A 25,090-nucleotide genomic window follows, 5' to 3' on the forward strand; every position below is an offset into this window, starting at 1 on the left:
GGAGATCCTCGCGGAGGATAGGAAGCAGCGCCGGAGACCGTCAAGAAATCGGCCCGGACGCGGCCGGGAACCGGTGCACCACGAAGTTGAGGTGACGGCCCGTGCGCCCCGCGTCCCGCCGGTGGGAGAAGAACTGGCGCCCGTCACACGCCGTGCAGGGAGGCAGCACGTCCACCCGCTCCGCGAGCAACCCCGTCCCCAGCAGCGTCTCACGCACGGCGCGTGACAAATCCAGGCGCACCTGGGCTCCCTCGCGCACCACGACCTGGGGACCGAAGCGAGCGGTGAAGCGCTCGCCCAGTTCCTCGGAGACGACGTAGCAGCAGCGCTGGATGCACGGGCCCACCGCCGCGAGCAGCCGATCAGGGCGCGAGCCGCGCGCGGCCAGGGCCTCCACCGCGCGTGCCACGATGCGGGCCTCCGTCCCCCTCCAGCCCGAGTGCACCGCCGCCACGCGCTGGCCCTCGGGGTCCACCAGCAACACCGGCACGCAGTCCGCCGTCCCCACCCCCACCCAATGCCCCGGCCTCTCCGTCCAGAGACCATCCGCCTCGCCCTCGGGAGGCCGCGGCTCCTCGCTCCCCTCCCCCGCTCCCACCTCCACCACGCGATCTCCGTGCACCTGCGTCACCGTGTGCAGCGTGGCGAGCGAGACGCCCAGTCGCGCCGCCAGGCTCCGGTGGTTCTCCACCACGCGCTCGCGCACGTCGCCCACGGCGAAGCCCAGGTTGAGCGAGGCGAAGGGCTCCTCGGACACGCCTCCCTCACGGGTGGTGAAGCCATGAGGAACCGGGAGCAGAGAAGATTGAATGAAGGAAGGGCTCATGATGGGTACACCCCCGGATATTCTTTCCGACGCGCCACGCAACCTCGTTCTTCCTTTTCCAGAGAATACAGGAGGAATGCAGTTTGACAGTGTGCGTTAACCGGGCCGACAATCTACCCATTCGCGAGGCCCTCACCCTCCATGGCATCGGGTTTCAACACCATCGGCAGGAAGCTCCTGCGGAGCGTGGCCCTGCCGGGGCTGTGCACCGCGCTGGTTGTCGTGGCGCTGTTCTGGCGGCAGGCCCACGTGGCCACACGGGACGCCACCCATGACGAAGCGTTGGTGCTCGCGGAGTTCGTGGACACCACCTTCCGGTTGACCACGCCCGCGGGCAAGCCCCCGCACTCGCCCGTCGCCGAGCTGCTGGCGAGCAACACCCGGCTGCTGGGCTCCACCACGGAGCTCAACGTGCTGACACCCGAGGGGCGCATCCGCTGGTCGACCCGGCCGCAAGAGGTGGGCCTGCGCCACCCGGCGGCGGCGCTGCTGACGGCGCCCGGGCCCCAGTGGGCGCGCGCGGACGAGCACCAGACGGAAGTGCTCCGTCCGCTCGGGGACAAGGAGTGCGAGGGGTGTCACGCGGGCGCGAGTGAGCGGCCCGTGGGCCTGCTGCACCTGCGCGCGGCGGAGCCCGTGGTGCACCGCGAGCTGACCGACTCCTTGATGGGCGCGCTGGTGGCGGTGTTCGTGCTGGGCACCCTGCTCATCGTCGCCACCGGCACGTCGCTGCACTTCTTCCTCGTGCGCCCCCTGCGCCGGCTGATGGCCGCCATGCGGCGCGCCGAGGAGGGGGATGTGCTGGTGCGCGCCGAGGCGGGGGACTCGGACGAGCTGGCGCGGCTCGGCTCGGCCTTCAACGCCATGCTGGCGCGCCTCACCTCCATGAAGGCCGAGGAGATCGACACCCACCGGGATCTCGAGGAGACGAAGCACAAGCTCTCCCTCAAGGAGGAGCTGGAGGAGCGCGTCGCGGAGCTGGGCCTGCTCTTCGACGTGGCACACTCGCTCAACTCCACGCTCGAGCTGCCGGAGATGCTCGCGCGCATCACCCAGCTCGTCCCCGAGCGGCTCCACATCCCGGACTTCTCCATCATGCTCGTCAACGCCGAGGGGCACCTGGAGATCAAGAGCACCTTCCCGGCGGACCCGGTGCTGGAGGGGATGACCTTCCGCTTCGGCGAGGGCATCTGCGGGCGCGCGGCGGCGACCCAGCGCAGCGTGTACGTGCCGGACGTGGCGGAGCCCTCGAGCCAGTACGCCCGGCGGGACGAGCGGCCGGAGCAGGAGCGCGGGGCGATGTACTGCGTGCCCCTGGTGCACACGAACACGGTGCTCGGCGTGCTCAACTTCCAGCGCCCGGAGGTGGCCAGCTTCTCACCCCAGGAGCTGGAGATGCTCGCCACGGTGGCCGATCAGGTCGCCGCGGCGGTGAAGAACGCCCTCCTGCACACCGAGGCGGTGCGGCTCACCCTGACGGATCCCCTCACCGGCGTGCCCAACCGCCGCCACCTCTTCAGCCGGCTGGAGCTGGAGGTGGCGCGTGCCCAGCGCTTCGGCACCCACGTGTCCATCCTCATGGTGGACATCGATCACTTCAAGAAGCTCAACGACGCCGCGGGCCACCGCGCTGGCGACGAGGCGCTGCGCAAGGTGTGCGACGTGCTGCGCGCGCGCGTGCGCAAGGTGGACACGCTCGCGCGCTACGGCGGCGAGGAGTTCATGCTCGTGCTCTCCAACGTGTCCAAGAAGGACGCGCACGAGGTGGCCGAGAAGCTGCGGCGCGCCGTGGTGGAGGCCCCCCAGCTCGCCGCGCCCACCCAACCGGGCGGCCACATCACCGTGTCCATTGGCGTGGCCACCCTGCCCACCGACGCGGCCGCCCAGGATCACCTGGTGGATTGCGCCGACTCCGCCCTCTACGCGAGCAAGCGCGGCGGCCGCAACCGCGTCACCAGCTACGAGCCCGGCATGGAGGTCCACCCGGATCGGGAGCGGGGCTTGAGCCGCCCCCATGATCCGTCCGCGGCCCCCATGGCCAAGGCCTGAAGGGCGGGCTCAGGGCAGGGTCAGGGCACGCAGCGCGCGCCCGCCCGGCAGTGCCACGCGGAGCAGCAGCGTGCTGCCCGCGGGCGCCTTGCGGATGATGCCCGCCAGCTCCTGAGCGTTGGCCACCGGCTTGCGGTTGGCCTCCACCACCACCATGCCCGGCTCCAACTGGGCGCGCTCGGCGGGCGAGCCCGGCTGCACCTCCGTCACCATCGCGCCCTTGGCCGAGTCCAACCCGGCCCGCTCGGCGATGCGCGGATCCAGGTTGCTCAAGGACAGGCCCACGCGCGCCTTGGAGGACTGCTCCTCGTCCTCCTGGCCCTGGCGCGGACGCACCCCGAGGTTCTCCAGGTCCGGACGCGTGCCCAGCTGCACCTTGATCGTCTGGCGCTTGCCCTCGCGGAAGACCTCCAGCGCGGAGGTGCTGCCCGGCTTCTTGAGCGCCACCGAGCGGGTGAGCGAGCTGCCCGAGCCCACCTTCTGCCCGTCGATGGAGACGATGACGTCATCCATCTTCACGCCCGCGCGTCCCGCCGGGGAGTTGTCGTTCACCTGGTTGACGACGGCGCCTTCCTTGACGGGCAGTTGCAGCGCCCGGGCGAGATCCTCGTCCAGGTCCTGGATGCCGATGCCCAGCCAGGCGCGCGTCACCGCGCCCTCCTTCTCGAGCTGGGGCAGCAGCGCCTTCACCTGGTTGCTCGGCACCGCGAAGCCGATGCCCGTGCCGCCGCCGACGATGGCGGTGTTGATGCCCACCACCTCGCCCTTGAGGTTGAAGAGCGGACCGCCCGAGTTGCCCGGGTTGATGGCGGCGTCCGTCTGCAGGAAGTCGTCGTAGGGACCGGAGTGGATGTTGCGCGCGCGCGCGGAGAGGATGCCGCTGCTCACGCTCGAGGCCAGCCCGAACGGGTTGCCGATGGCCACCACCCAATCGCCCACGCGCATCGCGTCCGAGTCGCCGAGCTTCACCGTGGGCAGGTTGTCCACCTTGCCCTTGACCCGGATGAGCGCCACGTCGGTGAGCGGATCCCTGCCGACGACCTCCGCGTCGAAGCTGCGCCCGTCATCCAGCCGGACGCGGATGGCCACCGCGCCCTCCACGACGTGGTTGTTGGTCAGCACCAGTCCCTTGGGATCGATGATGAAGCCCGAGCCCGTGCCCTGGCGGATGGGCTCGCGGCGGGAGCCCCGGGGATCCTCGCCTCCGAAGAAGCGATCGAAGGGAGACATCGACCGCTCGCCCTGTCCCCGGGCGGAGGTGGCCTGGACGTCCACGTTGACGACAGCACCCTTGACGGATTCCACCAACGGGGCGAGCGAGGGAAGGGCCTGCGCCTCCTTCGTGGCGGGCTGGAGCACGTTCTGGGGAGGCTGCGGAGACGTCTGGGAGTGCGCCAGCAAGGGCAGCGCGACGAGGGCAGCACCCGCGATGGCACTCCGCGGAAAATTCGTTCGTTTGGTCATGACTCTCCCGACATAAGACACGAAGGCAGCGAAGCAAGGCGGAAGCGCCCTGTCGGTGCGACATAACAACGCGGGCACCCCCCTCTTCCCGAAAGCAGAGGGGACGAGCGGGCGGTGCCCGCTTCCGGCTGTCTCACTCTGGACGGTAGACGCGGTAATCGATTTCAGGAAACACGGTGCTCGTCGCCTCGAACCGGGTGAGTTGCTCCTCGTCGATGCGGCCCCCGCGCAACTGCTCGTGCAGGCGCAGGAAGCGCAGCACGTGCTCCTGGGTGCGACGCACCGCGTAGTCCACCATGGTCCCCGTCTTCATGATGAAGGCCCAGTCCGAGGACTGCGCGAGCAGCAACTCGCGCGCGGCCTGGTTGAGGGCCCGCCGCTGCAGCGTGGGCGAGTCGTCCGGGAAGTCCTTCGCCAGGGCGATCATCTGCCGGGCGCAGTGGTGGAGGTGGCGGTAGATCCAATCGTTGGACCCATCCAGCCACATGGTCGCATAGCCCCCCGCTCCCCAGGAGCACAGGGGCGGCGTGGCCACCTGGTTCTCCGGATGCGCGGCCAGGTCGTCCGAGGGCGTCACCAGCGAGAACGTCTTCTGCTCCTGCGCCACCTTGCGCAGCAGCGCCTCGAGGAACCAGGGCCCCTCGAACCACCAGTGGCCGAAGAGTTCCGCGTCGTAGGGCGCCACCACCACCGGCTTGCGTCCGCGCACCTTGTCCGCGAGCCACTCGAACTGCTTCTCGCGGTTGAAGAGGAAGTTGCCCGCGTGGACGTGCGCCCGCTCGCGCGCGAGGTCCGGATCATACGGCTGCTTGTCCTGCTCCCTGCCGGTGATGCGGTAGTACTTGAAGCCCGTGTTCTTGCGGTCTCCCGTGGGTTGGACGTAGGGCCGGACGTAGTCCAGCTCCAGGTCCCAACCGATGTCCCGGTAGAACTCCCGGTAGTGGGGATCGCCGGGATAGCCGCGCTCGGCGCTCCACACCTGCTGGCTGCTCTCCGGATCACGCGCGTACGCGGCCACGCCCGCCTCGGTGTAGATGGGCGCGAAGGGGCCATTCAGGGGCCGGGGGGTCGCGTCCGTGAGGCCATGGGTGTCCACGAAGAAGTAGCGGATGCGCTCGGCCGCGAGGAACTTCTCCACCCCGGGGAAGTAGCCACACTCGGCGAGCCAGATGCCCGGCGCGTCCCGCCCGAAGGTGAGCCGGTAGTGGCTGGCGGCCACGGAGATCTGCGCGCGCACCGCCTCGGGCGTCTGCTGCATCATCGGCAGGAAGCCGTGCGTGGCGTTGCAGGTGATGATCTCCAGGTGTCCCGCGTCCTGGAGCCGGCGGAAGGCGCTCACCAGGTCGCGCTTGTAGCGCTCATGGAAGGCCTGGCGCAGTGACTCGAAGTGGTCGCGGTGGAAGCGGGCGAGCCGGCCGAAGACGGGATCGTTCCGGGTGCGATGCACCTCGCGCGCGCCCAGCTCGCAGAGCTGATCCAGGCGCCGGGCATAACGGCTCATGAGCAGCTCGTCACGCAACATGGTGACGAGCGTGGGCGTGAGCGTGAGCGTCAACCGGAAGGGGACGTCCTCCTCCGCCAGCCGATCGAAGATGAGAAGCAGCGGGAGGTACGTCTCGGAGATGGCCTCGTAGAGCCAGTCCTCCTCCAGGAAGTTCTCGTACTCGGGATGGCGCACGAACGGCAGGTGCGCATGCAGCACGAGGGCCAGGGAGCCGATGCTCATGGTCTCTCCCTCACCACCCCGGACCCGAGGAGCCCGCCGGTCCGCTCGACCACACCCACTGCCCGGCGGCACCAGGAGGACCCGATGGACCAGGGCCCTGCGCCGAGGAGCCCGCCGGTCCGCTCGACCACACCCACTGCCCGGCGGCGCCAGGAGGACCCGATGAACCAGGACCCTGCTCCGAGGAGCCCGCCGGCCCGCTCGACCACACCCACTGCCCGGAGGCCCCGGACGGACCCGGCCCCTGCTCCGAAGCCACCGGCCCGTAGACCCACATCCATTGCACGACCCCTTCCCCTCGCTGCGACGCGCCCGGCACCTGCTCCGAGGAGCCCGCGGGCCCGTGCGAGCCGATCCACTGCACGACTCCTTCGCGCGCACGCGACACGTCAGGCCCCTGTTCCGAGGAACCCGCGGGCCCATGCGAGCCGATCCACTGCACGACTCCTTCGCGCGCACGCGGCACGCCCGACGCCTGCTCCGAGGAGCCCACGGGCCCCTGGGACACGAACCCGTGCGCGAAAAGCCCGGCGGGCCCTCGGGAGTCACCACCCGCCGCGGGAACGCCCCTCGACCAGGCCCCCTGCTCCGAGGAACCCGACGGTCCGGCCGAATCCAGCCAGATCTCGGAAGATCCTCCAGGCCCGTGCGACCACACCCAACGCTCCGGGGGCGCGGTCTCGGGCCCCACCGGCGCGGGAGCCTCACCAGAGGGGCGCTCGGCGGGCCCCGGCCCCCCCACGCGCCCTTCCGACGAGGAGCCCTCGGCGCGCGGGACGTGCAGATACCCCGGCGCGGGAGCGCCCTGCTCTCCAGGAGGCGCCGCGCGCGACGGAACGCGGGGCTCGAGATGCTCGGCGCTGCCCGGCAGGAGCACGCGGCGCCAGGTGATGTAGTCGCGATCCTGGTCGGACTCGAGCCGGAGGGACACGGAGCCGGGACGAGGCTCGGCGCGCCAGGCGGCGGGAGATGGCATCCGCAGGAAGCGCACCGAGGTGTCCGCGGAAGGCCCCGCCGGTGGCAGGAAGACGCGGTTGGACGAGTGTCCGATGCGGCGCGAACGGCCATCCCGGCCGACGAAGTGCAGCTCCACCCGGTAGGGCCGGCCCGCTGGGAGCCCACCGATGTAGAAGCTCCGCGACTCGAGCGCGACATCGATGACACCGAGCGGGGTGTCATGATCGTCGTACAGCCGCATCACGGCCCGTGGGTACTCCAGCCCCTGCGCGGCGCGCTCCCGGGTGGTGGCCTTGAAGTCCCAGAACGCGAAGAGCGTGTGGGGATCCCGAGGCAGCAACACGAGGGTGTCGTCCGCGTAGTCCATCGGCAGCGCGCCGAGCGACCCATTGGAGATCAGCCCTCCTGGCGCATCGGGAGGCGGCGCGTTCGACGCCCCGGTGACGATGCGCGCCACGAAGAAGCCCTCCACGAGCGGCTCGGCGGAGGTACTCGCGGGCCCGGGAGGCGAGGTGGGCGCCGACTCCGAGTCCGACTCCGCCTTGGGCTTGGGTGGGAAGTCGACCACACGCGTGGGCCGGGCCGGCACGTACACGGGGGTCTTCTCGTCATCATCCCCGGGCAGGGGCCGCCTCGGCGCGGCGGGTGGCTCGGGCCGGGCCGGCACGTACACGGGGGTCTTCTCGTCATCATCCCCGGGCAGGGGCCGCCTCGGCGCGGCGGGCGGCTTGGGCTGTTGCGGAGGGGGCTGGGACGCGGAGACGTCCGAGGGGGCCTCGGTGGAGCCGTCAGCCCGCTCGCGCAGTCCCAGGAGGGTGACGAGTTCGTCCACGCGCGTCACCAGTGCGCCGAGCAGGCCCTTGCGAGCCTTGAGCCTGTCCACCCCGCGCCCCCACTGCGTGTGCGCGAAGTCCCGGAGGTGTTCCACCATGACGCTCTTGCGGTCGGCCATAAGCGGACCTGGGCTTAGGGCCGGCGCCAACCCGGGTCAACGGACGATTTCGCGACTGTTCGTGGGGATACCTCACGGGGCGGCGAGGGACGGTGACAAGGCGGGAGCGGGCTTTGTATTCTCCGGCCCGCCTTGAGTGATCTGCCCAGACTCCTGCTGTGCAGCTTCGACGTCATCCCCGGCCCGTCGGGTTCCTCGCGCCGGCTGACCGAGTATTTGAAGGCACTGCCCGATCGGTTCTCGGTGGTGGTGCTCTCGGTCAAGACGCCGGATCACACCCATATCGAGAAGTACGAGAACGCGCGGCTGCTCCGGGTGCCCGTGGGCTCGGGAGACCTGGCCTCGCGCATCCAGGCCTTCGAGCGCGCCGTGCGGCGCCAGTTGGAGAGCGAGGAGTACGCCCTCGCCCACTTCACCGATCCCTTCGGCGGCTACGCCCTGTGCGAGCTCAAGGGGGACTACGGCTACCGGCTCGTCTACGAGGCGCAGAGCTTCCCCTCGCAGGAGCTGCGCTACACGCATCCGCAGTTGGAGGGGGACCGCAAGTTCCTCTCCAAGATCCGGCGCCAGGAGCTGTTCTGCCTGATGAACGCGGATCGGGTCATCACCGGCTCGGCCACCACGAGCGACTTCATCCAGTCCCTGGGCGTGCCGAGCGAGTCGGTGCACGTGGTGCGCGCCCCCGTGGACACGGGGCCCTATGTGCCCGAGGCGCTCGGCGTGCCCGACGGCGCCCCCATGCGGCTCATGTACCTGGGCAGTCAGGTGTCCTGGCAGGGCCTCGCCGGGCTGCTGCGGGGGCTCGCGCTCGCGGTGCGCGAGGTGGACGTGCGGCTGTCGCTCGTCGGCCCGCGCCACCCCGACTGGCAGCCCCACCTGGAAGATCTCGTCGCCGAGCTCGGCCTCAAGCAGCACGTCGAGTTCCAGCCTCCCGTCAGCCATGACAACCTGGCCAAGGTGCTCGCCCTCGCGGACGTGGGGGTGGTGCCGCTCGACGACGTGGACCGCAACCGCGTCCAGGGCGGCGCGCTCGCCAAGGTGTCCGAGTACCTCGCCGCGGGCCGGCCCGTGCTCGCCGCGGATCTGCCCCTCGCGCGCGAGCTCGTCCCGGCCGCCGCGGGGGTCTTCTACCCGCCCGGAGATGCCCAGGCCCTCGCCGAGCAGCTCATCGCCCTCGCCCGCGACGTGCCCCGGCGCCTGTCGCTCGGGGAGCACGCCCGGGCCTTCGCCAGCAAGTCGCTCGACGCGGGGCTCATCCGCGGCCAGCTCCTGGACATCTATGACGCGCTGCTCGGCAAGGACGCCGCGGCCCGCGTGAGTCCCGGCGAGCGGCAGAGCGAGCCTCAGCTCACGGCCGTCACCGGCACCCCCACCAACCGCGTCCTCGGCATGATGGGCACGGTGAGCGCCGACGAGGCCGCTCCCGAGCCCGCCCCCGCCCCCGCCAAGGCCGCCGAGCCCAACGGACCGGCTACCCACACCCAGGATACGGATCCCGGACAGGGTCCTCCGGCGCTGGATGATCCGCCCGTCGTCGTGGGCCAGGCACTGCTGGCCGAAGATGGCCTCGATACCCGGCTCGTCAAGACCGAGCCCGACACCCGCCGTCCGGAGGGCCCGCCCGTGGTCATGGGTCTCCCCCTGCGTGATCCCCCCGCCGCCGATCAGGAGCAAGGCCTGACCGAGCAACAAGTACGGCCTCCGACGCCACTCCCGGTCCCGGCACCGCCCCCGATTCCGGCGCCCCCTCCGATTCCGGCTCCAGCCCCGGCGCCAGCCGCCGTGACGGCTCCGCCCTCCGTGCCGGCGCCCCCGCCCATTCCCAGCCGGCCCTCCCTGGTGGGCTCACGCCCCGTGCCCCCCGAGCTGCGCCGCACCACGCCGCCCGAGCTGCGCCGCGCGGTGGCCCCCGAGCCCGAGCCGCTCCGGCCCCCCGCCCTGCCCTCCCGGCCGTCCCTGGAGCTCCCGACGCCCGCGCGCGGCTCGCTCGTCATTCCGCCGCTGCCTCCCCGGGCCCCCCGGCCTCCCAGTAGCTCTCGGCCCAGCGAGCCCCCCATGCTCACGCCGGTGCCCGCGCCCCCGGCTCCCGCGCCCCCCGTGCTCCAGCCCGTCGCCGAGGAGCCCGAGGAGATCTCCTCCTCCCATGCCGAGGTGCTCTCGGAAGAGGAGGCCTCGCCCACGCCCCGCCATGCCCACCCGCTGGAGGAGCCCGAGGAGATCAGCAGCGAGGAAATCCAGGAGACCGAGGCGCCCGCGCGCCAGCCGCCCGAGTCGCGGCTCAACCCGTGGTTCGCCCAGCTCGCCCACGGCTACTGCCCGCCCGAGGGCACCCACTTCGCCCGGCATACCCCTCCCACCACCTTCCCCGGCCGGGACGAGCTGCCCGCCCCCACGGCTGCTGCCCCCAAGATCCAGGGCGGTGCGCGCGGCAAACCCTCATAAAGATTCAGATCTTCCTGCGACTCGTGTGCCAACCGACCAAGCTTGGAAGGGGAACTTTCCAAGGCTTGCCTGCCGGATCTAGGATGTGCCGGTTTTCATTGAACTTTTTGCCTGGATAAAAAAGAGCTCATGGAGCGTCGCGTCCTCATTGTTGAAAGCCAGAATGACTTCGCCCTGAGCATGGCCACCGTGCTCAAGAGCGCGGGTTATCAAACGGCCATGGCGGCCACCGCCGCCGATGCTCAGCGCGAGATGGAGAAGCGGCGCCCGGATCTCATCGTGGTCCGCGCCGAGCTGCCAGACCAGTCGGGCTTTTCCCTCTGTGGGCAGATCAAGAAGGGCAAGTGGGGGCAGAACCTGCGGGTGCTGCTGCTCTCCTCGGACACGGGCGCGGACGGGCTGCAGCAGCACCGTCAGACGCCGGGCGCCGCGGACGGCTACCTCTCCATCCCCTTCGAGATGGGAGAGCTCGCGTCGCTGAGCGTGGACATCATGCCGCCGGGCGACTCCGAGCAGGATGCCGCACCGCGTGACGGCGCGCCCTCCACGCCGCCGCCGCTCAAGGGCGCCCCCACCGCCGCGGGCGCTCCGCCCCGGCTGCCCAAGCGCGAGCGCCGCAGCGCCATCACCGAGGAGGATCGCACCTTCCTCGAGCGCGCCTTCCAGTCCATCGCCGACCGCAAGGCCGAGCTGCTCGCCGAGTCGCGTCAGCTCCGGCGCCCGCCGCCGCGGCGCGACATGATGGGCACGCCCGAGGGCAAGGTGCAGCTCTTGCGCGACGAGTTGAAGGTGCGCGAGGCGCAGATCGCCCGGCTGTCCGAGGTGTGGAACGTGCGCGAGCGCGAGCTGCTCTCGGTCGAGGACCGCCTCCACGAGAAGGACGTGGAGCTGCAGGGCCTGAAGATGCAGGTGGATGATCTGCTGCGCCGCTTCAACGAGGCCCAGCAGGGCATGCTCCAGAAGGAGCGCGAGCACGGCGCGACCGTGGACGATCTGCTCCTGCAGAAGTTCTCCGCGGAGAAGGACCTCATCGAGGTCGTCGCCTCCAAGGAGAAGGACATCAACGTCCTGCGCCGCTCGGTGACCAACCTCGAGGACGAGCTGTCGCGTCGCGGGGGCGAGCTGAGCAATCTGCGCGACGAGTACGAGAAGCTCGAGAAGCACCTGAACATCGTCACCCTCGAGTTCGAGGTGAAGGAGCAGGGGCTCACCACGACGGTGCAGGCGCACGAGACCGAGCTCGGCCGCCGCCAGCAGCGCATCGAGGAAGTGGAAGGCGAGCTGGCGCGCACCATCGGCGAGCGCGATCAGCGCTACTCCGAGCTCACCGGGGAGATCCAGGCGCTGCAGGAGCGGCTGGCCCAGACCGAGCAGGAGCGCGACACGTCCGTGCGCACCCTGGAGGCGCGCGCCCTCGCCGCCGAGCAGCATGGCGCCCAGGCGGACGCGGAGATCCAGCGCATCTCCGCCGAGCGCGCCGAGCTCGAGGCCCGGCTCAACGAGCAGATCTCCCTGCTCTCCGCGGACCTGGCGCGCACCACCGCCGAGCGCGAGCAGCTCCAGCTCGACAAGGACGCCCAGGAGCAGCTGCTCAACCAGCGCCTGGAAGAGCGCGACGCGAAGGTCGCCACGCTCGAGACCGAGCTGCAGGAGACGATCGCCCGCAACGAGAACCACGAGGCGGAGCTCAACGCCAACATCCAGCAGCAGATGGAGCGCATCGGCGAGCTGGAGGGCGAGGTCGAGGCCGCCAAGGCGCACCTGGCCGATCGCGAGAACGAGCTGACGGCCGAGCTGGAGGCGCTCACCGCCGCCAAGGCCGCCATGGAGGCGGACTACGCCGGCCAGGTGCAGGCGCTCCAGGAGACCGTCTCCGAGCGCGACGCGAACATCGCCACCCTGCGCGGCGAGCTGGACGCCACCACCCAGACGCTCACCGAGACCCAGTCCACCCTCACCGACACCCAGGACAAGCTGGCCCAGGCCGAGGAGACGCTGCTCACCACGCGCGGCGAGCTGGACGCCACCTCGCAGACGCTCCGCGAGACCCAGTCCACCCTCACCGACACCGAGGACAAGCTCGCCCAGGCCGAGGAGACGCTGCTCACCACGCGCGGCGAGCTGGACGCCACCACCCAGGCGCTGACGGAGACGCAGACCACCCTCGCCACCACCCAGGACACCCTGGCCCGGACCGAGGAGACGCTGCTCACCACGCGCGGCGAGCTGGAGGCCACCACCCAGACGCTCACCAGCACCCAGGCCACCCTCACCGACACGCAGGACAAGCTCGCCCAGGCCGAGGAGACGCTGCTCACCACGCGCGGTGAGCTGGACGCCACCACCCAGGCGCTGAGTGAGACGCAGACCACCCTCGCCGCGACCCAGGAGACCCTGGCCCAGACCGAGGAGTCGCTCTCCGCCACGCGCGGCGAGCTGGATGCCACCACCCAGGCCCTCACCGAGACCCAGGGCCACCTGGAGCAGACCCGCGACGAGCTCGCCCAGACCGTGCAGGCGCGCACCGAGCGCGAGGCCGAGCTGATCGCCGCGAACAAGGAGATCGCCCGCGTCAACGGCATCCTCCAGGAGACCGAGGCCCTCAAGCAGGCCATGGAGGAGGAGCTGTCCGAGCAGCTCGGCCTCACGCGCGCCGAGCTGGCCGAGACCCAGGGCAGCCTCTCCGCCACGCGCGACGCGCTCGCGGGTGAGCAGGCCGCCCACGTGCAGACCCAGCAGCAGGCGTCCAGCATCCAGGCCGACCTGGAGGCCCAGCTCGCCCAGGCGCGCGATCAGGGCCAGGAGCTCGAGGAGCAGCTCTTCCTCGTCAAGCAGGAGCTGGGCAGCCGCGTCTCCGAGGTCACCCAGCTCGGCTCGCAGCTCGCCCAGGCCGAGGGGGAGCGCAACGATCTGCAGGAGCGGCTCGACACGCTCGGCGCCGAGTCCCAGCGCCGCATCGACATCCTCGAGCAGGACTCCGAGCGCAAGAACCAGGAGCTGTCCGACACCCTGCAGAAGCTCAGCGGGCTGACGCAGGAGCGCGAGCGTCTGCGCGGCGAAGTGGCCGCCCGCTCCGAGCAGCTCAAGCAGCAGGAGGAGCGCCGCCAGCACGAGGCGGAGCAGGCACGCCGCGCCCAGGAGGAGCTGTCCCGTCAGCTCGCCGGCCTCAACTCGGAGCAGGAGGCCCTGCGCAAGCAGCTCGCCGCCCGCGACGAGCAGCTGCGCGCCGCCGCCGCCGCCCAGTCCAAGCTCCAGTCCGAGCGCGAGGGCCTCGCGGCCAACCTGTCCGCGGCCCACGCCCAGGCCCAGGCCCTCCAGCAGGCCCAGGCCCAGGAGCGCGCCGAGGCCAGGCGTGCCCAGGAGGAGCTGAACGCGAAGCTGTCGCGCTCCGAGGCCCGCGTGGCCCAGCTCGGCCAGGAAGCCCAGGCCCGCGCCGCCGAGGCCGAGGAACGCGTCAAGGAAGCCCAGGCCCAGCTCGCCGCCCGCGCCAAGAAGGTCCAGGAGATGGAGCTCGCGGTGGAGAACGCCGCGGGTGCCAAGGTGCGCGCGGAGAAGGAGCTCAACACGAAGCTGGCCGCCGCCGAGGCCAAGGCCACCGACGCCGCCACCAAGCTCGCCACCGCCCTCAAGGAGCGCAAGGAGCTGGAGGCCAGGCAGCAGAAGGAGCTCGAGGATCTCGCCGTCCGTCAGAAGGCGGAGCTGGAGCGCCGCGAGGCACTCAAGGCCCAGGAGATCGCGCGCCTGCAGCAGTCCGTGCAGGAGAAGAGCAAGGCCCTCAAGGTCGCCGAGCTGGAGCTGGCCCGCTTCAAGACGAAGGGCGGCGCCGCCCCCAACACGGTGAAGCCGGCCGCCACCAAGCCTCCGGTGGAGGACGATGACCTGCTGGCCACCCAGCAGGCTGTTCCCACCATCGCCCCCGCGGCGCCCCGGGCCGCTCCCGCGGCTCGTCCCGGCGCCAAGCCCGCCGCGGGTGCCACCGCCAGGCGTCCCGCTCCGGCTCCAGCTCCCTCGCTCGCCAATGAGGAGGCCGCTCCCGAGCGCACCATGATCATGCCCATCCCCGGCGCCGCCGCCGAGGACGAGGCCGACTGGACGTCGCTCGTGGACGAGCTGGACAAGTAGTTCCGGCCGTCAGGAGCGCGGGGCCTCCGGGTCCCGCGCTCACCGCGCGCGGCGCACGTCTACAGCGCGGCGCGCGCCTGCTGCACCAGCTCCTTGAGGTGCACCGTGGCCAGCACGTCCCGGAAGGACACCGGCACGCCGCTCACCAGGGACTCCTGCTGCGCCTGCCGCCAGTGCTCCCACATCGTCCGGGTCGCGAGGTAGGACACGAGCAGCATGAAGGCCCCGGGAACCAGGGTCACCACCGCCACCAGCATCATCCGCCACACCCAGGACATCATCACTGCCTCCCTCGCTCGACCGTGCGCGAGCTTCCATGCACGTGACGTGCCTGGTGTGGGAAAAAAGATTCCACAGTCGTTCCGCCCATTTGCCTCGAGCCCCGTGTGTCGCCTGGGCAGCGGAGGGGCAGACACCCTGGCGTTTTTGCCGCAGTCGCCTGAAAGTTCTTCGACTAATTTGAAGGGTGTGAGTCTCCCCTCCCCTCCGACCGACACCCACATGCTGCGCGGCGTGGAAGACGCGGCGACGCGGCTCGAGCAGGTGGGCTACCTGGCCTCGCCGGAGATCGCCACGGCGAGCTTCCTGGCGGATCGGCTGGCCAAACCCATCCTGGTGGAGGGCCCGGCGGGGGTGGGCAAGACGGAGCTGGCGCGAGCGCTCGCGCGGGCGCTGGGACGCGAGTTCATCCGCCTGCAGTGCTACGAGGGGCTGGACGAGACCAAGGCGCTCTACGAGTGGGAGTACGCCAAGCAACTGCTCTACACCCAGTTGCTCAAGGACAAGATTGGCGAGCTGGTCCAGGGGGCGGGCACGCTGGGCGAGGCGGCCGAGCGGCTGGCGGCGAGCGACGCGGTGTTCTTCTCCGAGCGCTTCCTGCTGCCGCGGCCGGTGCTCCAGGCCCTGCGCTCGGAAAAGCCGGCGCTGCTGCTGGTGGACGAGATCGACAAGGCGGATCCGGAGTTCGAGGCCTTCCTCTTGGAGGTGCTGTCGGACAACGCGGTGACGATTCCCGAGCTGGGCACGCTCCCGGCGCGGCACGTGCCGCGGGTGGTGCTCACGTCGAACAACGCGCGGGAGCTGTCGGACGCGCTCAAGCGGCGCTGCCTGCACCTGCACATCGGCTTTCCGGACCGCGAGCGCGAGCTGCGCATCATCCGCCAGCGCCTGCCCGAGGTGTCCCAGACGCTCGCCGCCCAGGTGGTGGAGGCGGTGGCGGTGCTGCGCGAGCTGGACTTGAAGAAGTCGCCCTCCATCAGCGAGACGCTCGACTGGGTGCGTGGCCTCGCCCTGCTCAACGCCGAGGTGCTGTCGGCGGAGCGGGTGGCGGCGACGTTGAACCTGGTGCTCAAGCACGAGGCGGACCTCGAGAAGGCCCGGGAGCAGCTCGCGCGCATCGCCCAGGCCTGAGCGCTCCGCCCTTGCCCACGAAGAGGCCCCGGGAGAGGCGTCCTGGGGTCTACTCCCGGGTGCTTCGCGCCACTCCCCCACCAGAAGATGCTTTGACTTGAAAATCCCTCCCGCGAAGAATGCCACCGCGTCAGTTCATCCCGTCGTCCCAAAGGAAGCTCCCCGCATGAGTTCCACCTCCTCCAGTGTGCTGCGCTCCGACCAGATCTGGCTCGACGGCAAGATGGTCAAATGGGACGAGGGCCAGGTGCACGTCATGACCCACGCCCTGCACTACGGGCTGGGCTGCTTCGAGGGCATTCGCGCCTACCGCACGCATGATGGCCGGCTGGCCATCTTCCGCCTGCAGGAGCACGTCGACCGGCTGTTCGACTCGGCGCACATCTGCATGATGAAGATGCCCTTCACGCGCGAGCAGGTGGCCGAGGCGTGCGTGGAGCTGCTGCGCGCGCAGAAGGAACAGTTCGCCAATGGCGCCTACCTGCGTCCCATCGTCTTCATGGGCGATGGCGCCATGGGCCTGGGCGCCATCAACCCCACGCGCGTGGCCATCACCGCCTGGGACTGGGGCGCGTACCTCGGCGACAAGGGCATCCGCGAGGGCATCCGCGCCAAGGTGAGCTCCTTCACCCGCATGCACGTCAACGTGAACATGGTGCGCGGGAAGATCACCGGCCAGTACGTCAACTCCATCCTCGCCAAGCGCGAGGCGGTGCTCGGCGGCTACGACGAGGCCATCCTCCTGGACATCAGCGGCTTCGTCGCCGAGGCCTCCGGCGAGAACCTCTTCCTCGTCAACAAGAAGGGCGTCATCAAGACGCCCCCCCTCTCCTCCCCCATCCTCGACGGCATCACCCGCGACTCGGTGCTGAAGATCTTGCGCGACTCGGGCCGCGAGGTGGAGGAGGTCACCGTCACCCGCGACGCCCTCTACATCTGCAACGAGGTCTTCTTCACCGGCACCGCCGCGGAGATCACCCCCGTGCGCGAGGTGGACGACCGCACCGTGGGCACCGGCAAGCCCGGCCCCATCACCCAGTACGTCCAGGAGACGTACTTCCGCGCCGTCCGGGGCCTCGAGCCGCGCTACACGCACTGGCTCACCTACATCTGAGTCGCCAGGCAACCAGGGGGCCACGTCGGGAGACGTGCCCCCGGGGGGGCGGATAGGCTAAAAGAGGAACCGATGCGTCCCGAGTACGCCGCTCCACCCAATCCCTTCAACCTGGAAAACCCCGCCATCCTCGACATCGCTCCGCCCGAGCCGAAGTCGCTGGAGGAGACGGGGTTGAAGATGGGTCTGCTGTCGGACATCGCCCTGCGCTACCTGTACTACCAGGGCACGGCCACGGGCATGGACATCGCCCAGGAGCTGCGCCTGCCCTGGCCGGACGTGATGGAGCGCGTGGTGGACTTCCTCACCACCGAGAAGCTGGTGGACCTGCGAGGCGGCAAGGGCTTTGGCCGCGCCTCGGTGGACTTCGTGCTCAGCGAGCGGGGCCGGGAGTACGCGCGCGGCGCCATCGAGCGCAGCACCTACGTGGGCCCCGCCCCCGTGCCCATCGAGCAGTACAACGCCCTCATCACCGCGCAGACCGAGGAGAGCCCCGTCATCAGCCGCGAGGACCTGGTGATGGGCCTGTCGCACCTCACCGTGTCCGCGGACCTGATGGACAAGCTGGGCCCGGCGGTGAACTCCGGCCGCTCGCTCTTCCTCTACGGCCCTCCGGGCAATGGCAAGACGAGCCTCGCGGAGGCCATCAGCCGCATGTTCGGCGGCGAGGTCTTCATCCCCCACTGCCTGGAGATCGACAACCAGATCATCAAGGTCTTCGACGCGCTCAACCACACCCCCGTCCACCTGGAATCCGAGCGCGACGCGGCCGGCCGACGGCAGACCTTCGAGATGGATCACCGCTGGCAGTTGTGCCGGCGCCCGGCGGTGGTGGTGGGCGGCGAGCTGACGCTCGAGACGTTGGATCTCATCTACTCGCCCACCGCGCGCTTCTACGAGGCGCCCTTCCAGGTGAAGGCCAACGGCGGGATGCTGCTCATCGACGACTTCGGCCGCCAGAAGGTCCACCCCACGGATCTGCTCAACCGGTGGATCGTCCCCCTGGAGAAGCGGGTGGACTTCCTCACCCTGCACACGGGCAAGAAGTTCGAGATCCCCTTCGATCAGCTGCTCGTCTTCTCCACCAACCTGGACCCCAAGGAGCTGGTGGACGACGCCTTCTTGCGGCGCATCAAATACAAGATCGAGGTGGGCAATCCCGACGAGGAGGTCTACCGGGAGATCTTCGCTCAGGTGTGCCAGGCGGCCGGCATTCCCTACGTGGACCAGGCGGTCACCTACCTGTTCGAGCACTACTACCGGCCGCGCAACATGCAGATGCGCGCCTGCCACCCGAGAGATCTGGTGCAGCTCATCCGGGATGCCGCCCGCTACCGGCAGATTCCCCCGGCCCTGTCCAAGGACTTGTTGGACCAAGCGTGTGAAGTCTTCCTCGTCAGCCTGTAGTCCCGCGGTGTCGTGGTTGTCCTAACCCCCTGGAATTTCTACAATCCCGTGCCCGTTTCATCGCCTGGCCGGGCCCTGTCGGTCCCAGTCCGCCGGTATATAATAGTGAGCCGGTGTGAAGGAGCGTCACGTCCGTGAAGGAACGCTACCAAGAGATTGACGAGAAGAACGAAGCGCTGCGCGACTACCTTGGCATCTACAAGGACAAGGGCCGCGATTTCCTGGAGCGCTTCGAGATGTCGTGGATCTACCACGACGCGGCGCTCGAGGGGACGGTGTACACCCAGCAGGAACTGGTCTCGGCGCTCTTCCCCGAGCGCGCCACCATGGATCCCGCGATGATCCCCGTGGTGCTCGAGGTGCGCAACCACAAGGCCGCGTGCGACTACCTGCGCGAGGAGGCGGCGGCCACGGGCAAGAAGCAGGCGCAGATCACCCTCACCACCATCAAGCGCATCCACGATCTGCTCTGCGGCAACACGCCCGAGGCCCTGGCCACGCGCGCCACCATCGAGCGGAGGGATCGCACCGAGAAGGAGCTCGCCAAGGAGCGCGAGCGCAGCGGCTACCGCAAGGACATGCCCCTGCACCGCACGTACTTCCACGAGATCGCCCAGCCGGCGAAGATCCAGCCCGGGCTGGAGAAGCTCGTGGACTACACGGGCAGCGCCGAGTTCCGCGAGTTCCACCCCATCAAGCAGGCGGCGGTGGTGCAACACCGCTTCATGCAGGTGTTCCCCTTCACGGAGAACAGCGGCAAGGTGGGGCGGATGCTCACCAACCTGGTGCTGCTGCGCCACGGCTACATGCCGGCGATCATCCACTCCATCGATCGTCAGCGCTACTACGAGTCCCTGCGCGGCGCGGAAGGGTTGTTCCGCTCACTCCTGATGGATGCCATCGAGAACTCGCTCGACAACGGCATCAAGTATTTCAAGGACATGGCCCGGCGCTACAAGGCGATCAACTAGGCGGCGATACGGGATGGTGGACAGGGAAGCACTCGGGCCCCCACCCGGGGGCTCCCCCGTGAAGGCGCGGCGCGCCGTCAACATTCTTGGAGGAGCGCGGTTCCTTTTCGATCCTCCTCGAATCGCCACGCCCGAGCGAGCCAACAGCGAGTAAACACCCTTCTCATGCCCGCGACCCCCACAGCCAATGGCCGGAAGATGTCCGGAGGTGGAGAAACCGAGCCTCCGCCACCGCGTCTGGCGACCCTCCCCGCTCGAGCGAAGTTGGAGCGGATGATTCAAGTGGCCCGAGGGCACAAGAAAGCCCTCGTGCTCACCCACGACAACCCGGATCCCGACTCGCTCGCTTCCGCGGTGGCCCTGGCCCAACTGCTGCGTGAGCGGGCGGATGTGGCCGAGGCGCGCGTGGCCTACAGCGGACTCATCGGCCGCGCGGAGAACATCGCGCTGGTGAAGGTGCTGCGCCTGCCCGTCGTGCCCATCGCCCAGGTGGACCTGGACGAGTACGATCTCTTGGGGCTGGTGGACACGCAGCCGCCCACGGGCAACCACGCGGTGCCGCCCCGGCTGCGCCGCGAGGTGGACATCGTCATCGACCACCACCCGCTGCGCGACGAGAGCCTGGAGGCACCCTTCGCGGACGTGGGCGGCGACTACGGCTCCACCTCGACGATGCTCGTGGAGTACCTGCGCGCCGCGCGCCTGGAGCCCTCGACGGAGGTGGCCACCGCGCTCTTCTACGGCCTGAAGGCGGACACGCGCGACCTGGGGCGCGAGACGACCCCGACGGACATCGACACGTACCTGTGGTTGTTCCCCCGGGCGGACAAGCAGCTGCTCGGGCAGATCGAACACCCGGAGCTGCCCGCGCGCTACTTCCAGATGTACCACACGGCCTACGAGCGGGCGAAGGTGTACGGGGACACGGCGATCGTCACGGACCTCAAGGAGGTCTACTCGCCGGACATGGTGGCCGAGGTGGCCGAGCGCCTGATGTTCCTCGAGGGGATGAAGTGGTCGCTGGCGTACGCCACGTTCCGCAACCAGCTCTTCCTGTCGCTGCGGGTGAAGGACCGGCGGATGAACGCGGGCCGGCTCATCCGGGAGATCTGCGGGGACTACGGCGGCTCGGCCGGAGGCCACGGCAGCATGGCGGGCGCACGCATTCCATTGTCGGGCCGCGCCAACCAGCGCAAGGCCATCAAGCGCGAGCTGGTGCGCCGCTTCCTCGAGTCCTTCGGGGTCGCAGACGAGCGGCCGGTGGCGCTCCTGTCGGCGCCCTCGCCGTGATCTACTGGGACTACAACGCGGCGGCGCCGGTGCGGCCCGAGGTGGCCACGCTGCTCTCGCGGGCCTTCACCGAGGGCGGCTTCGGCAATGCCTCCAGCGTGCACCGGATGGGCCGCGAGGCGCGGGGCCGGCTGGACGCGGCGCGCGCGCGGGTGGCCCGGGTGCTGGGCTGCGAGCCGAAGGAGGTGTGCTTCACCGGCTCGGGCTCGGAGGCGGACGCGCTGGCGCTCAAGGGCGTGTGGCTCGGGAGGAAGGAGCCCCGGCGGCGGCGCGTGGTGAGCACGGCCATCGAGCATCCGTCGGCGCTGGCGGCGCTCCACCACCTGGAGGCTCTGGGCGCGGAGGTGGTGCGGCTGCCACCGGACGCCACGGGCCAGGTGCCGAGGGAGGCGCTGCTCGAGGCCCTGACGCCGGACACGCTGCTGTGCTCGCTGATGTGGGCGAACAACGAGACGGGCGTGGTGCAGCCGGTGGCGGACGTGTCGCGCGCGTGCCGTCAGCGCGGCGTCCTGTTCCACACGGACGCGGTGCAGGCGGCGGGAAAGCTGCCCCTGCGCCTGGGCGAGGTGGACGCGGATCTGCTCTCGCTCTCGGCGCACAAGTTCGGAGGGCCCGCGGGCGCGGGAGTGCTCGTGGTGCGCAAGGGCGTGGACGTGCAGGCGCTGACGCCCGGGCACCAGGAAGCCGGGCGCCGGGGAGGCACCCAGAACGTCCCCTACGCGGAGGCATTCGCCCTGGCGCTGGAGCTGGCCCACCAGGAGCAGCCGGCCGTCGCGGAGCGGCTGGGCGCCCTGCGCGACACCTTCGAGCGTGAGGTACGCGCCCGGCTCGCGGACGTGACGGTGAATGGCGAGGCGGCCCCGCGGGTGCCCAACACGAGCAGCCTCACCTTCGAGGGCGCGGATGGCGAGGCGCTGCTCATCGCCCTGGATCTGGACGGCATCTGTGCCTCGTCGGGAGCGGCCTGTGCGTCGGGGACGCTGACACCCTCGCACGTGCTGCGAGCCATGGGGCTCACCCCCGCACGCACCCACGCCACCCTGCGCTTCTCCCTGGGCCCCACCACGACCCGCGAGCAGGTCGAGCGCGTCGTGGAGGCGCTCGTGCGGCACGTGCCCCGGGCCCGGGAGCTCAACACGCCCTAGCCTCCCGCCCGGAGGCGCTCACCACTTCTGGTTGGGAAGCTTGCCCGTGCGCACCTCGTCCGGAGGCTGCCCATAGCCCGGCATCCCGTCGTGGGACTCCTGGGGCCTGGCCGGCTGGCGCTCGGACTCGCGCTCCGGTTGGGCCTCCCGCTGCTCCTGGGGCTTCTGGGGCTTCTTCTGATCCTGGTTCGCCATGATCGTCGTCCTCCCTGTGGGGGCGCATGCGCCCGCTCATGGGGGAAATCTCCGCACGCACGGTGCTCCCGGCATGCAGCGGCGAGCGACCCGCCGAGCGATCACTTCCCGCCCGGCCACCTACTTCGCGTCGGTGATGCCGAAGAGGCCGCGCACCACGGCGGCGATGGCCAGGGGCGTGCCCACCCACTCGTCGTAGTGCGGTGTCAGGGCGGCGGCGAAGTCCTCGGCGCTGGCGAAGCGCTCCGCGGGGCTGATGCTGAAGCCCCGGGCGATGATCTCCTCCAGGGGCTCGGGGATCTCCGGGCGGATGAGGCTGGGCGCCACGTAGTCCCGGTAGATGATCTTCTTGAAGACCTCCTCCGGCGTGGCTCCGACGAAGGGGCGCTGGAGCGTGAGCAGCTCGTACAGCACGACGCAGGCGGCCCACAGGTCCACCTGCGGGGACAGCTCTCCCTGGAGCGCCTCGGGCGAGAGGTAGTAGGGCTTGCCGAGCACCTCGCCGCCCTGGAGCACGCCGTCCACGCGCAGGCGCGCCACGCCGAAGTCCCCCAGCTTGATGTCACCCAGGCGGGAGATGAACAGGTTGGAGGGCGACACATCGCAGTGGAACAGCCCCAGGGGCCCGCCGTCGGGCCCCGGAAGCGAGTGGGCGTAGGCGAGCGCGTCGAGCAGCACCCGGCACAGGTAGAGGGCGAAATCCAGGGGCAGGTAGATGCCGCGCTGCTTGCAGCGGCGCAGGATGTGGCCCAGGTCGCGCCCATCCACCAGCTCCATCACCATGAAGTGCTGATCGGCCACCGAGCCCACGTCCAGCACCTGGACGATGTTGGGGTGGTTGAGCAACTGGGTGAGGCGCGCCTCGGCGTCGAAGAGCGCGAGCGAGGCGGGATCCTGCGTGAGCGCGGGCAACAGCCGCTTGAGGGCCACGACCCAACCCTGGCGCGGTCCGGACAGGACCCGGGCACGGAAGACCTCGGCCATTCCCCCCTTGCCCAAGGCGGACAGGATTTCGTAGTTGCCGAGGATGCGGGGAACCCTCGGAGAAGCAGAGGAACTCACGCGCTCACGGTCCCTGGGCTTGCCGCCTTCTGGCGGGGGCCTCGGCGTTCTTGAAGGCCTCCTGGATGTTCTCCGTGTACCGCGCGATGGAGCCGGGATCCGACAGCAGGAGCTTCTCCAGCCCGAGATCCTGCGTGCCCGCCTTGATCGCGTAGCCCGACTTCACCGCCAGCTCCAGGAACAGCAGCGCCTGCTCCTTCTTCCCCAGCCGGCTGTAGGCACACGCCAGGTTGTAGGCGATGTTCGGATCGCGCTTGTTGAGCTTCTGGGCCCGGCTCAGCATCTCGACGGCCTCGGAGATCTGGTTGCGCATCAACTGGGCGGTGCCCAACCCGAAGAAGGCCACCCAGCTCTGCTCACCCAGGGCGATGCTGCGCTCGAACTCGGTGACCGAGCCGCCCCACTTCTTCTCGCGCAGCAACTGCTCGCCCCGCTCCAGCGCCGCCTTGGCGGCCTCGGGGTTGCGCCGGGTGGCGGCACGCCCGGACATCAGGCTCGCGCGCGCCGCGGCGGCGGCTTCCTGGGCCGCGCTCACCGCCCGGGGCGAGCGCAGCACCACCAGGCCCTCCTGACCCAACACCGGCGACACGCACCCCGGCTGGATGCGCACGTAGGCCGTCAGCGAGCCCTCCTCGGGGCTGTGGAAGCCGAGCACCGGCAGCGCCTGCTTCTCCGGGCACCCCTCGCCCTGCAGGCACAGCTCGAACTGCCCCACGAGCACCCGGCCCTGCAAGAGCCCGTCGAGCACCGGCGTCCCGGGCTCGAGCCCGCAGGGATTGCCCTTGCTCGCCCTGCCGACCAGGCGTTCGCCCTCGGTGCTCAACTCCACCGTGCCCCAGATGTCCGCCTGGTAGCTGCCCTGGAGGGGGAGCTCCGCCCCCCGCGCACCAGAAACCGTGGCGAGCAACGCCGCCAGGCTGATTGTTCTCGAAACGGACACCATGGATGGAGCGCCGCATCATACGAGGGCCTCCACCGCCTTGTAAACGCGCGGCGATGGCTTGACCCATCACACCCACGTCCTTATCATTCCCCTAGATGCTTCTGGGGGTTTCCAGGAGTTTCCTGGTGTCGCAGTTCGTTAGAATTTGATTGAAGGTCTTGTCCCCTGCGGGGCGCGTGATGCCCAGCAGAAATTCGAACCGATACGTCCATCACGGGGTCCGTTTCAGGTTCCATGAGCAAGCCCTCCCTTTCGGGGATGAGGGAAGCCTACGGTTCCATGACTTCGAACCCCACCTGGCTTTTTAGGGTTCAATGGACGCTAGGCACACGGCCATTTCGCGGGGGGCTTTTTCTTTCTCTTGGCGGGGAGTGGGGCAGGTGAGCGAGACGGTGGCGCAAGAGGGAGTGGGTCGGAAGGTGACGCTGCGTGAAGAGCTGACGGCTCGTCGCAAGGCGATGACACCCGACATCATCGACGAGCGGGGATTGAAGGTTCAGTCGCGCTTCCTGGCGACCCCCTACTACAACAAGGCGCGGACGGTGGCGCTCTACGCCCCCATCCGAGGCGAGGTGCCCACCCGGGACATCCTGATCGCGGCCCTGCAGGACGAGAAGATCGTCTGCTATCCGCTGTCACATGTGCACGGGCGCATCCTGGCCTTCCGCGCCATCAAGTCCGAGGCGGAGCTGGAGCCGGGACGCCTGGGTGTGCGCGAGCCCACCAACTCGTCGGAGCTGATCGCGGTGGATCAGATCGATCTCTTCGTGGTGCCCGGCCTGGGCTTCACGCGCGATGGCAAGCGGCTGGGACGTGGGGGCGGCTACTACGACGCCACCCTCAAGGCGGCTTCCGCGCGCAGCCGGCGCGTGGGACTTGCCTTCGGCGACCAGATCGTCGACACCCTGCCCACGACCAATGACGACGTGGACATGGACCTCGTCGTCACCGAGTCGCAGACGATGCGCGGGCTCTACCGCGACTGGGATTTCCTCGACACGTGATAGTCCTTTTC

The 25,090-nt window shown here is 69.9% G+C and carries 18 protein-coding genes and 1 other RNA gene; 11 read left to right on the forward strand and 8 right to left on the reverse strand.

What is annotated here, in order from left to right; translation table 11 throughout:
- Positions 1 to 40: 40 nt before the first annotated feature.
- On the reverse strand, positions 41 to 826 hold the full coding sequence (gene pgeF / locus F0U63_RS31785; protein ID WP_395835644.1) for a peptidoglycan editing factor PgeF: 786 nt from the start codon (positions 824 to 826) through the stop codon (positions 41 to 43).
- Positions 827 to 967: 141 nt separating this feature from the next.
- Here pgeF and F0U63_RS31790 point away from each other — a divergent pair, with 141 nt between their 5' ends.
- Positions 968 to 2,875: a diguanylate cyclase gene (locus F0U63_RS31790; RefSeq protein WP_395835646.1), complete on the forward strand. Its 1,908-nt coding sequence runs from the start codon at positions 968 to 970 to the stop codon at positions 2,873 to 2,875.
- A 9-nt stretch (positions 2,876 to 2,884) separates the two neighbouring features.
- On the opposite strand, the gene F0U63_RS31795 is transcribed toward F0U63_RS31790, so the two are convergent.
- From F0U63_RS31795 to F0U63_RS31805, 3 genes are all read right to left on the reverse strand, one after another.
- Positions 2,885 to 4,339, reverse strand: a complete 1,455-nt coding sequence (locus F0U63_RS31795) for a Do family serine endopeptidase (RefSeq protein ID WP_395835648.1) — start codon at positions 4,337 to 4,339, stop codon at positions 2,885 to 2,887.
- Positions 4,340 to 4,472: 133 nt separating this feature from the next.
- Positions 4,473 to 6,065, reverse strand: coding sequence for a glycoside hydrolase family 57 protein (locus tag F0U63_RS31800; protein WP_395835650.1), 1,593 nt, complete (start codon positions 6,063 to 6,065; stop codon positions 4,473 to 4,475).
- Between the two features lie 10 nt (positions 6,066 to 6,075).
- Positions 6,076 to 7,953 (reverse strand): DUF4912 domain-containing protein, encoded by a 1,878-nt coding sequence (locus tag F0U63_RS31805; protein WP_395835652.1) that lies wholly within the window; start codon positions 7,951 to 7,953, stop codon positions 6,076 to 6,078.
- Positions 7,954 to 8,106: 153 nt separating this feature from the next.
- Between F0U63_RS31805 and F0U63_RS31810 the strand changes: the two genes are divergently transcribed.
- Together F0U63_RS31810 and F0U63_RS31815 are read left to right on the forward strand one after the other, a co-directional pair.
- Positions 8,107 to 10,416, forward strand: coding sequence for a glycosyltransferase (locus tag F0U63_RS31810; RefSeq protein WP_395835654.1), 2,310 nt, complete (start codon positions 8,107 to 8,109; stop codon positions 10,414 to 10,416).
- 129 nt (positions 10,417 to 10,545) lie between these two features.
- Positions 10,546 to 14,538, forward strand: a complete 3,993-nt coding sequence (locus F0U63_RS31815) for a response regulator (RefSeq protein ID WP_395835656.1) — start codon at positions 10,546 to 10,548, stop codon at positions 14,536 to 14,538.
- A gap of 59 nt (positions 14,539 to 14,597) precedes the next feature.
- On the opposite strand, the gene F0U63_RS31820 is transcribed toward F0U63_RS31815, so the two are convergent.
- Positions 14,598 to 14,819 carry a hypothetical protein gene (locus tag F0U63_RS31820; protein WP_395835658.1) on the reverse strand — a complete coding sequence of 74 codons (222 nt, stop codon included), beginning with the start codon at positions 14,817 to 14,819 and terminating at the stop codon, positions 14,598 to 14,600.
- Positions 14,820 to 15,039: 220 nt separating this feature from the next.
- Between F0U63_RS31820 and F0U63_RS31825 the strand changes: the two genes are divergently transcribed.
- The 6 genes from F0U63_RS31825 to F0U63_RS31850 all read left to right on the forward strand — a co-directional run bounded on the left by F0U63_RS31825 (position 15,040) and on the right by F0U63_RS31850 (position 21,875).
- Complete coding sequence (locus tag F0U63_RS31825) at positions 15,040 to 15,948, forward strand: AAA family ATPase (RefSeq protein ID WP_395848458.1); 909 nt, start codon at positions 15,040 to 15,042, stop codon at positions 15,946 to 15,948.
- 166 nt (positions 15,949 to 16,114) lie between these two features.
- Positions 16,115 to 17,062, forward strand: coding sequence for a branched-chain amino acid transaminase (locus F0U63_RS31830; protein WP_395835660.1), 948 nt, complete (start codon positions 16,115 to 16,117; stop codon positions 17,060 to 17,062).
- 72 nt (positions 17,063 to 17,134) lie between these two features.
- On the forward strand, positions 17,135 to 18,469 hold the full coding sequence (locus F0U63_RS31835; protein ID WP_395835662.1) for an AAA family ATPase: 1,335 nt from the start codon (positions 17,135 to 17,137) through the stop codon (positions 18,467 to 18,469).
- 134 nt (positions 18,470 to 18,603) lie between these two features.
- Entirely contained in the window at positions 18,604 to 19,440 is an 837-nt protein-coding gene (locus tag F0U63_RS31840) for a Fic family protein (protein ID WP_395835664.1), read from the forward strand.
- A 165-nt stretch (positions 19,441 to 19,605) separates the two neighbouring features.
- Positions 19,606 to 20,730, forward strand: coding sequence for a bifunctional oligoribonuclease/PAP phosphatase NrnA (locus tag F0U63_RS31845; RefSeq protein WP_395835666.1), 1,125 nt, complete (start codon positions 19,606 to 19,608; stop codon positions 20,728 to 20,730).
- Positions 20,727 to 21,875 (forward strand): cysteine desulfurase family protein, encoded by a 1,149-nt coding sequence (locus F0U63_RS31850; RefSeq protein ID WP_395835668.1) that lies wholly within the window; start codon positions 20,727 to 20,729, stop codon positions 21,873 to 21,875. The genes F0U63_RS31845 and F0U63_RS31850 overlap by 4 nt, the downstream gene beginning before the upstream one ends.
- Positions 21,876 to 21,893: 18 nt before the next feature.
- On the opposite strand, the gene F0U63_RS31855 is transcribed toward F0U63_RS31850, so the two are convergent.
- The 3 genes from F0U63_RS31855 to F0U63_RS31865 all read right to left on the reverse strand — a co-directional run bounded on the left by F0U63_RS31855 (position 21,894) and on the right by F0U63_RS31865 (position 24,075).
- Entirely contained in the window at positions 21,894 to 22,070 is a 177-nt protein-coding gene (locus F0U63_RS31855; RefSeq protein WP_395835670.1) for a hypothetical protein, read from the reverse strand.
- A 120-nt stretch (positions 22,071 to 22,190) separates the two neighbouring features.
- Positions 22,191 to 23,132, reverse strand: coding sequence for a serine/threonine-protein kinase (locus tag F0U63_RS31860; RefSeq protein WP_395835672.1), 942 nt, complete (start codon positions 23,130 to 23,132; stop codon positions 22,191 to 22,193).
- Positions 23,133 to 23,136: 4 nt separating this feature from the next.
- Positions 23,137 to 24,075: a tetratricopeptide repeat protein gene (locus F0U63_RS31865; RefSeq protein ID WP_395835674.1), complete on the reverse strand. Its 939-nt coding sequence runs from the start codon at positions 24,073 to 24,075 to the stop codon at positions 23,137 to 23,139.
- A gap of 159 nt (positions 24,076 to 24,234) precedes the next feature.
- Here F0U63_RS31865 and ssrS point away from each other — a divergent pair.
- Both ssrS and F0U63_RS31875 read left to right on the forward strand, forming a co-directional pair.
- Positions 24,235 to 24,426: non-coding RNA, 6S RNA (ssrS, locus tag F0U63_RS31870), on the forward strand.
- A gap of 29 nt (positions 24,427 to 24,455) precedes the next feature.
- Positions 24,456 to 25,079: a 5-formyltetrahydrofolate cyclo-ligase gene (locus F0U63_RS31875; protein ID WP_002624194.1), complete on the forward strand. Its 624-nt coding sequence runs from the start codon at positions 24,456 to 24,458 to the stop codon at positions 25,077 to 25,079.
- Positions 25,080 to 25,090 lie beyond the last annotated feature (11 nt).

The organism is Cystobacter fuscus (assembly GCF_044360685.1).
In the GTDB taxonomy this organism is placed as follows: domain Bacteria; phylum Myxococcota; class Myxococcia; order Myxococcales; family Myxococcaceae; genus Cystobacter; species Cystobacter fuscus_C.

What these genes read in the sequence shown, in the direction of transcription:
- F0U63_RS31845 (WP_395835666.1), top strand. Translation starts at nt 19,606, where the DNA reads ATGCCCGCGACCCCCACAGCCAATGGCCGGAAGATGTCCGGAGGTGGA.
- F0U63_RS31835 (WP_395835662.1), top strand. Translation starts at nt 17,135, where the DNA reads ATGCGTCCCGAGTACGCCGCTCCACCCAATCCCTTCAACCTGGAAAAC.
- F0U63_RS31825 (WP_395848458.1), top strand. Translation starts at nt 15,040, where the DNA reads ATGCTGCGCGGCGTGGAAGACGCGGCGACGCGGCTCGAGCAGGTGGGC.
- F0U63_RS31805 (WP_395835652.1), bottom strand. Translation starts at nt 7,953, where the DNA reads ATGGTGGAACACCTCCGGGACTTCGCGCACACGCAGTGGGGGCGCGGG.
- F0U63_RS31795 (WP_395835648.1), bottom strand. Translation starts at nt 4,339, where the DNA reads ATGACCAAACGAACGAATTTTCCGCGGAGTGCCATCGCGGGTGCTGCC.
- F0U63_RS31800 (WP_395835650.1), bottom strand. Translation starts at nt 6,065, where the DNA reads ATGAGCATCGGCTCCCTGGCCCTCGTGCTGCATGCGCACCTGCCGTTC.
- F0U63_RS31815 (WP_395835656.1), top strand. Translation starts at nt 10,546, where the DNA reads ATGGAGCGTCGCGTCCTCATTGTTGAAAGCCAGAATGACTTCGCCCTG.
- F0U63_RS31830 (WP_395835660.1), top strand. Translation starts at nt 16,115, where the DNA reads ATGAGTTCCACCTCCTCCAGTGTGCTGCGCTCCGACCAGATCTGGCTC.
- F0U63_RS31790 (WP_395835646.1), top strand. Translation starts at nt 968, where the DNA reads ATGGCATCGGGTTTCAACACCATCGGCAGGAAGCTCCTGCGGAGCGTG.
- pgeF (WP_395835644.1), bottom strand. Translation starts at nt 826, where the DNA reads ATGAGCCCTTCCTTCATTCAATCTTCTCTGCTCCCGGTTCCTCATGGC.
- F0U63_RS31865 (WP_395835674.1), bottom strand. Translation starts at nt 24,075, where the DNA reads ATGGTGTCCGTTTCGAGAACAATCAGCCTGGCGGCGTTGCTCGCCACG.
- F0U63_RS31820 (WP_395835658.1), bottom strand. Translation starts at nt 14,819, where the DNA reads ATGATGTCCTGGGTGTGGCGGATGATGCTGGTGGCGGTGGTGACCCTG.
- F0U63_RS31855 (WP_395835670.1), bottom strand. Translation starts at nt 22,070, where the DNA reads ATGGCGAACCAGGATCAGAAGAAGCCCCAGAAGCCCCAGGAGCAGCGG.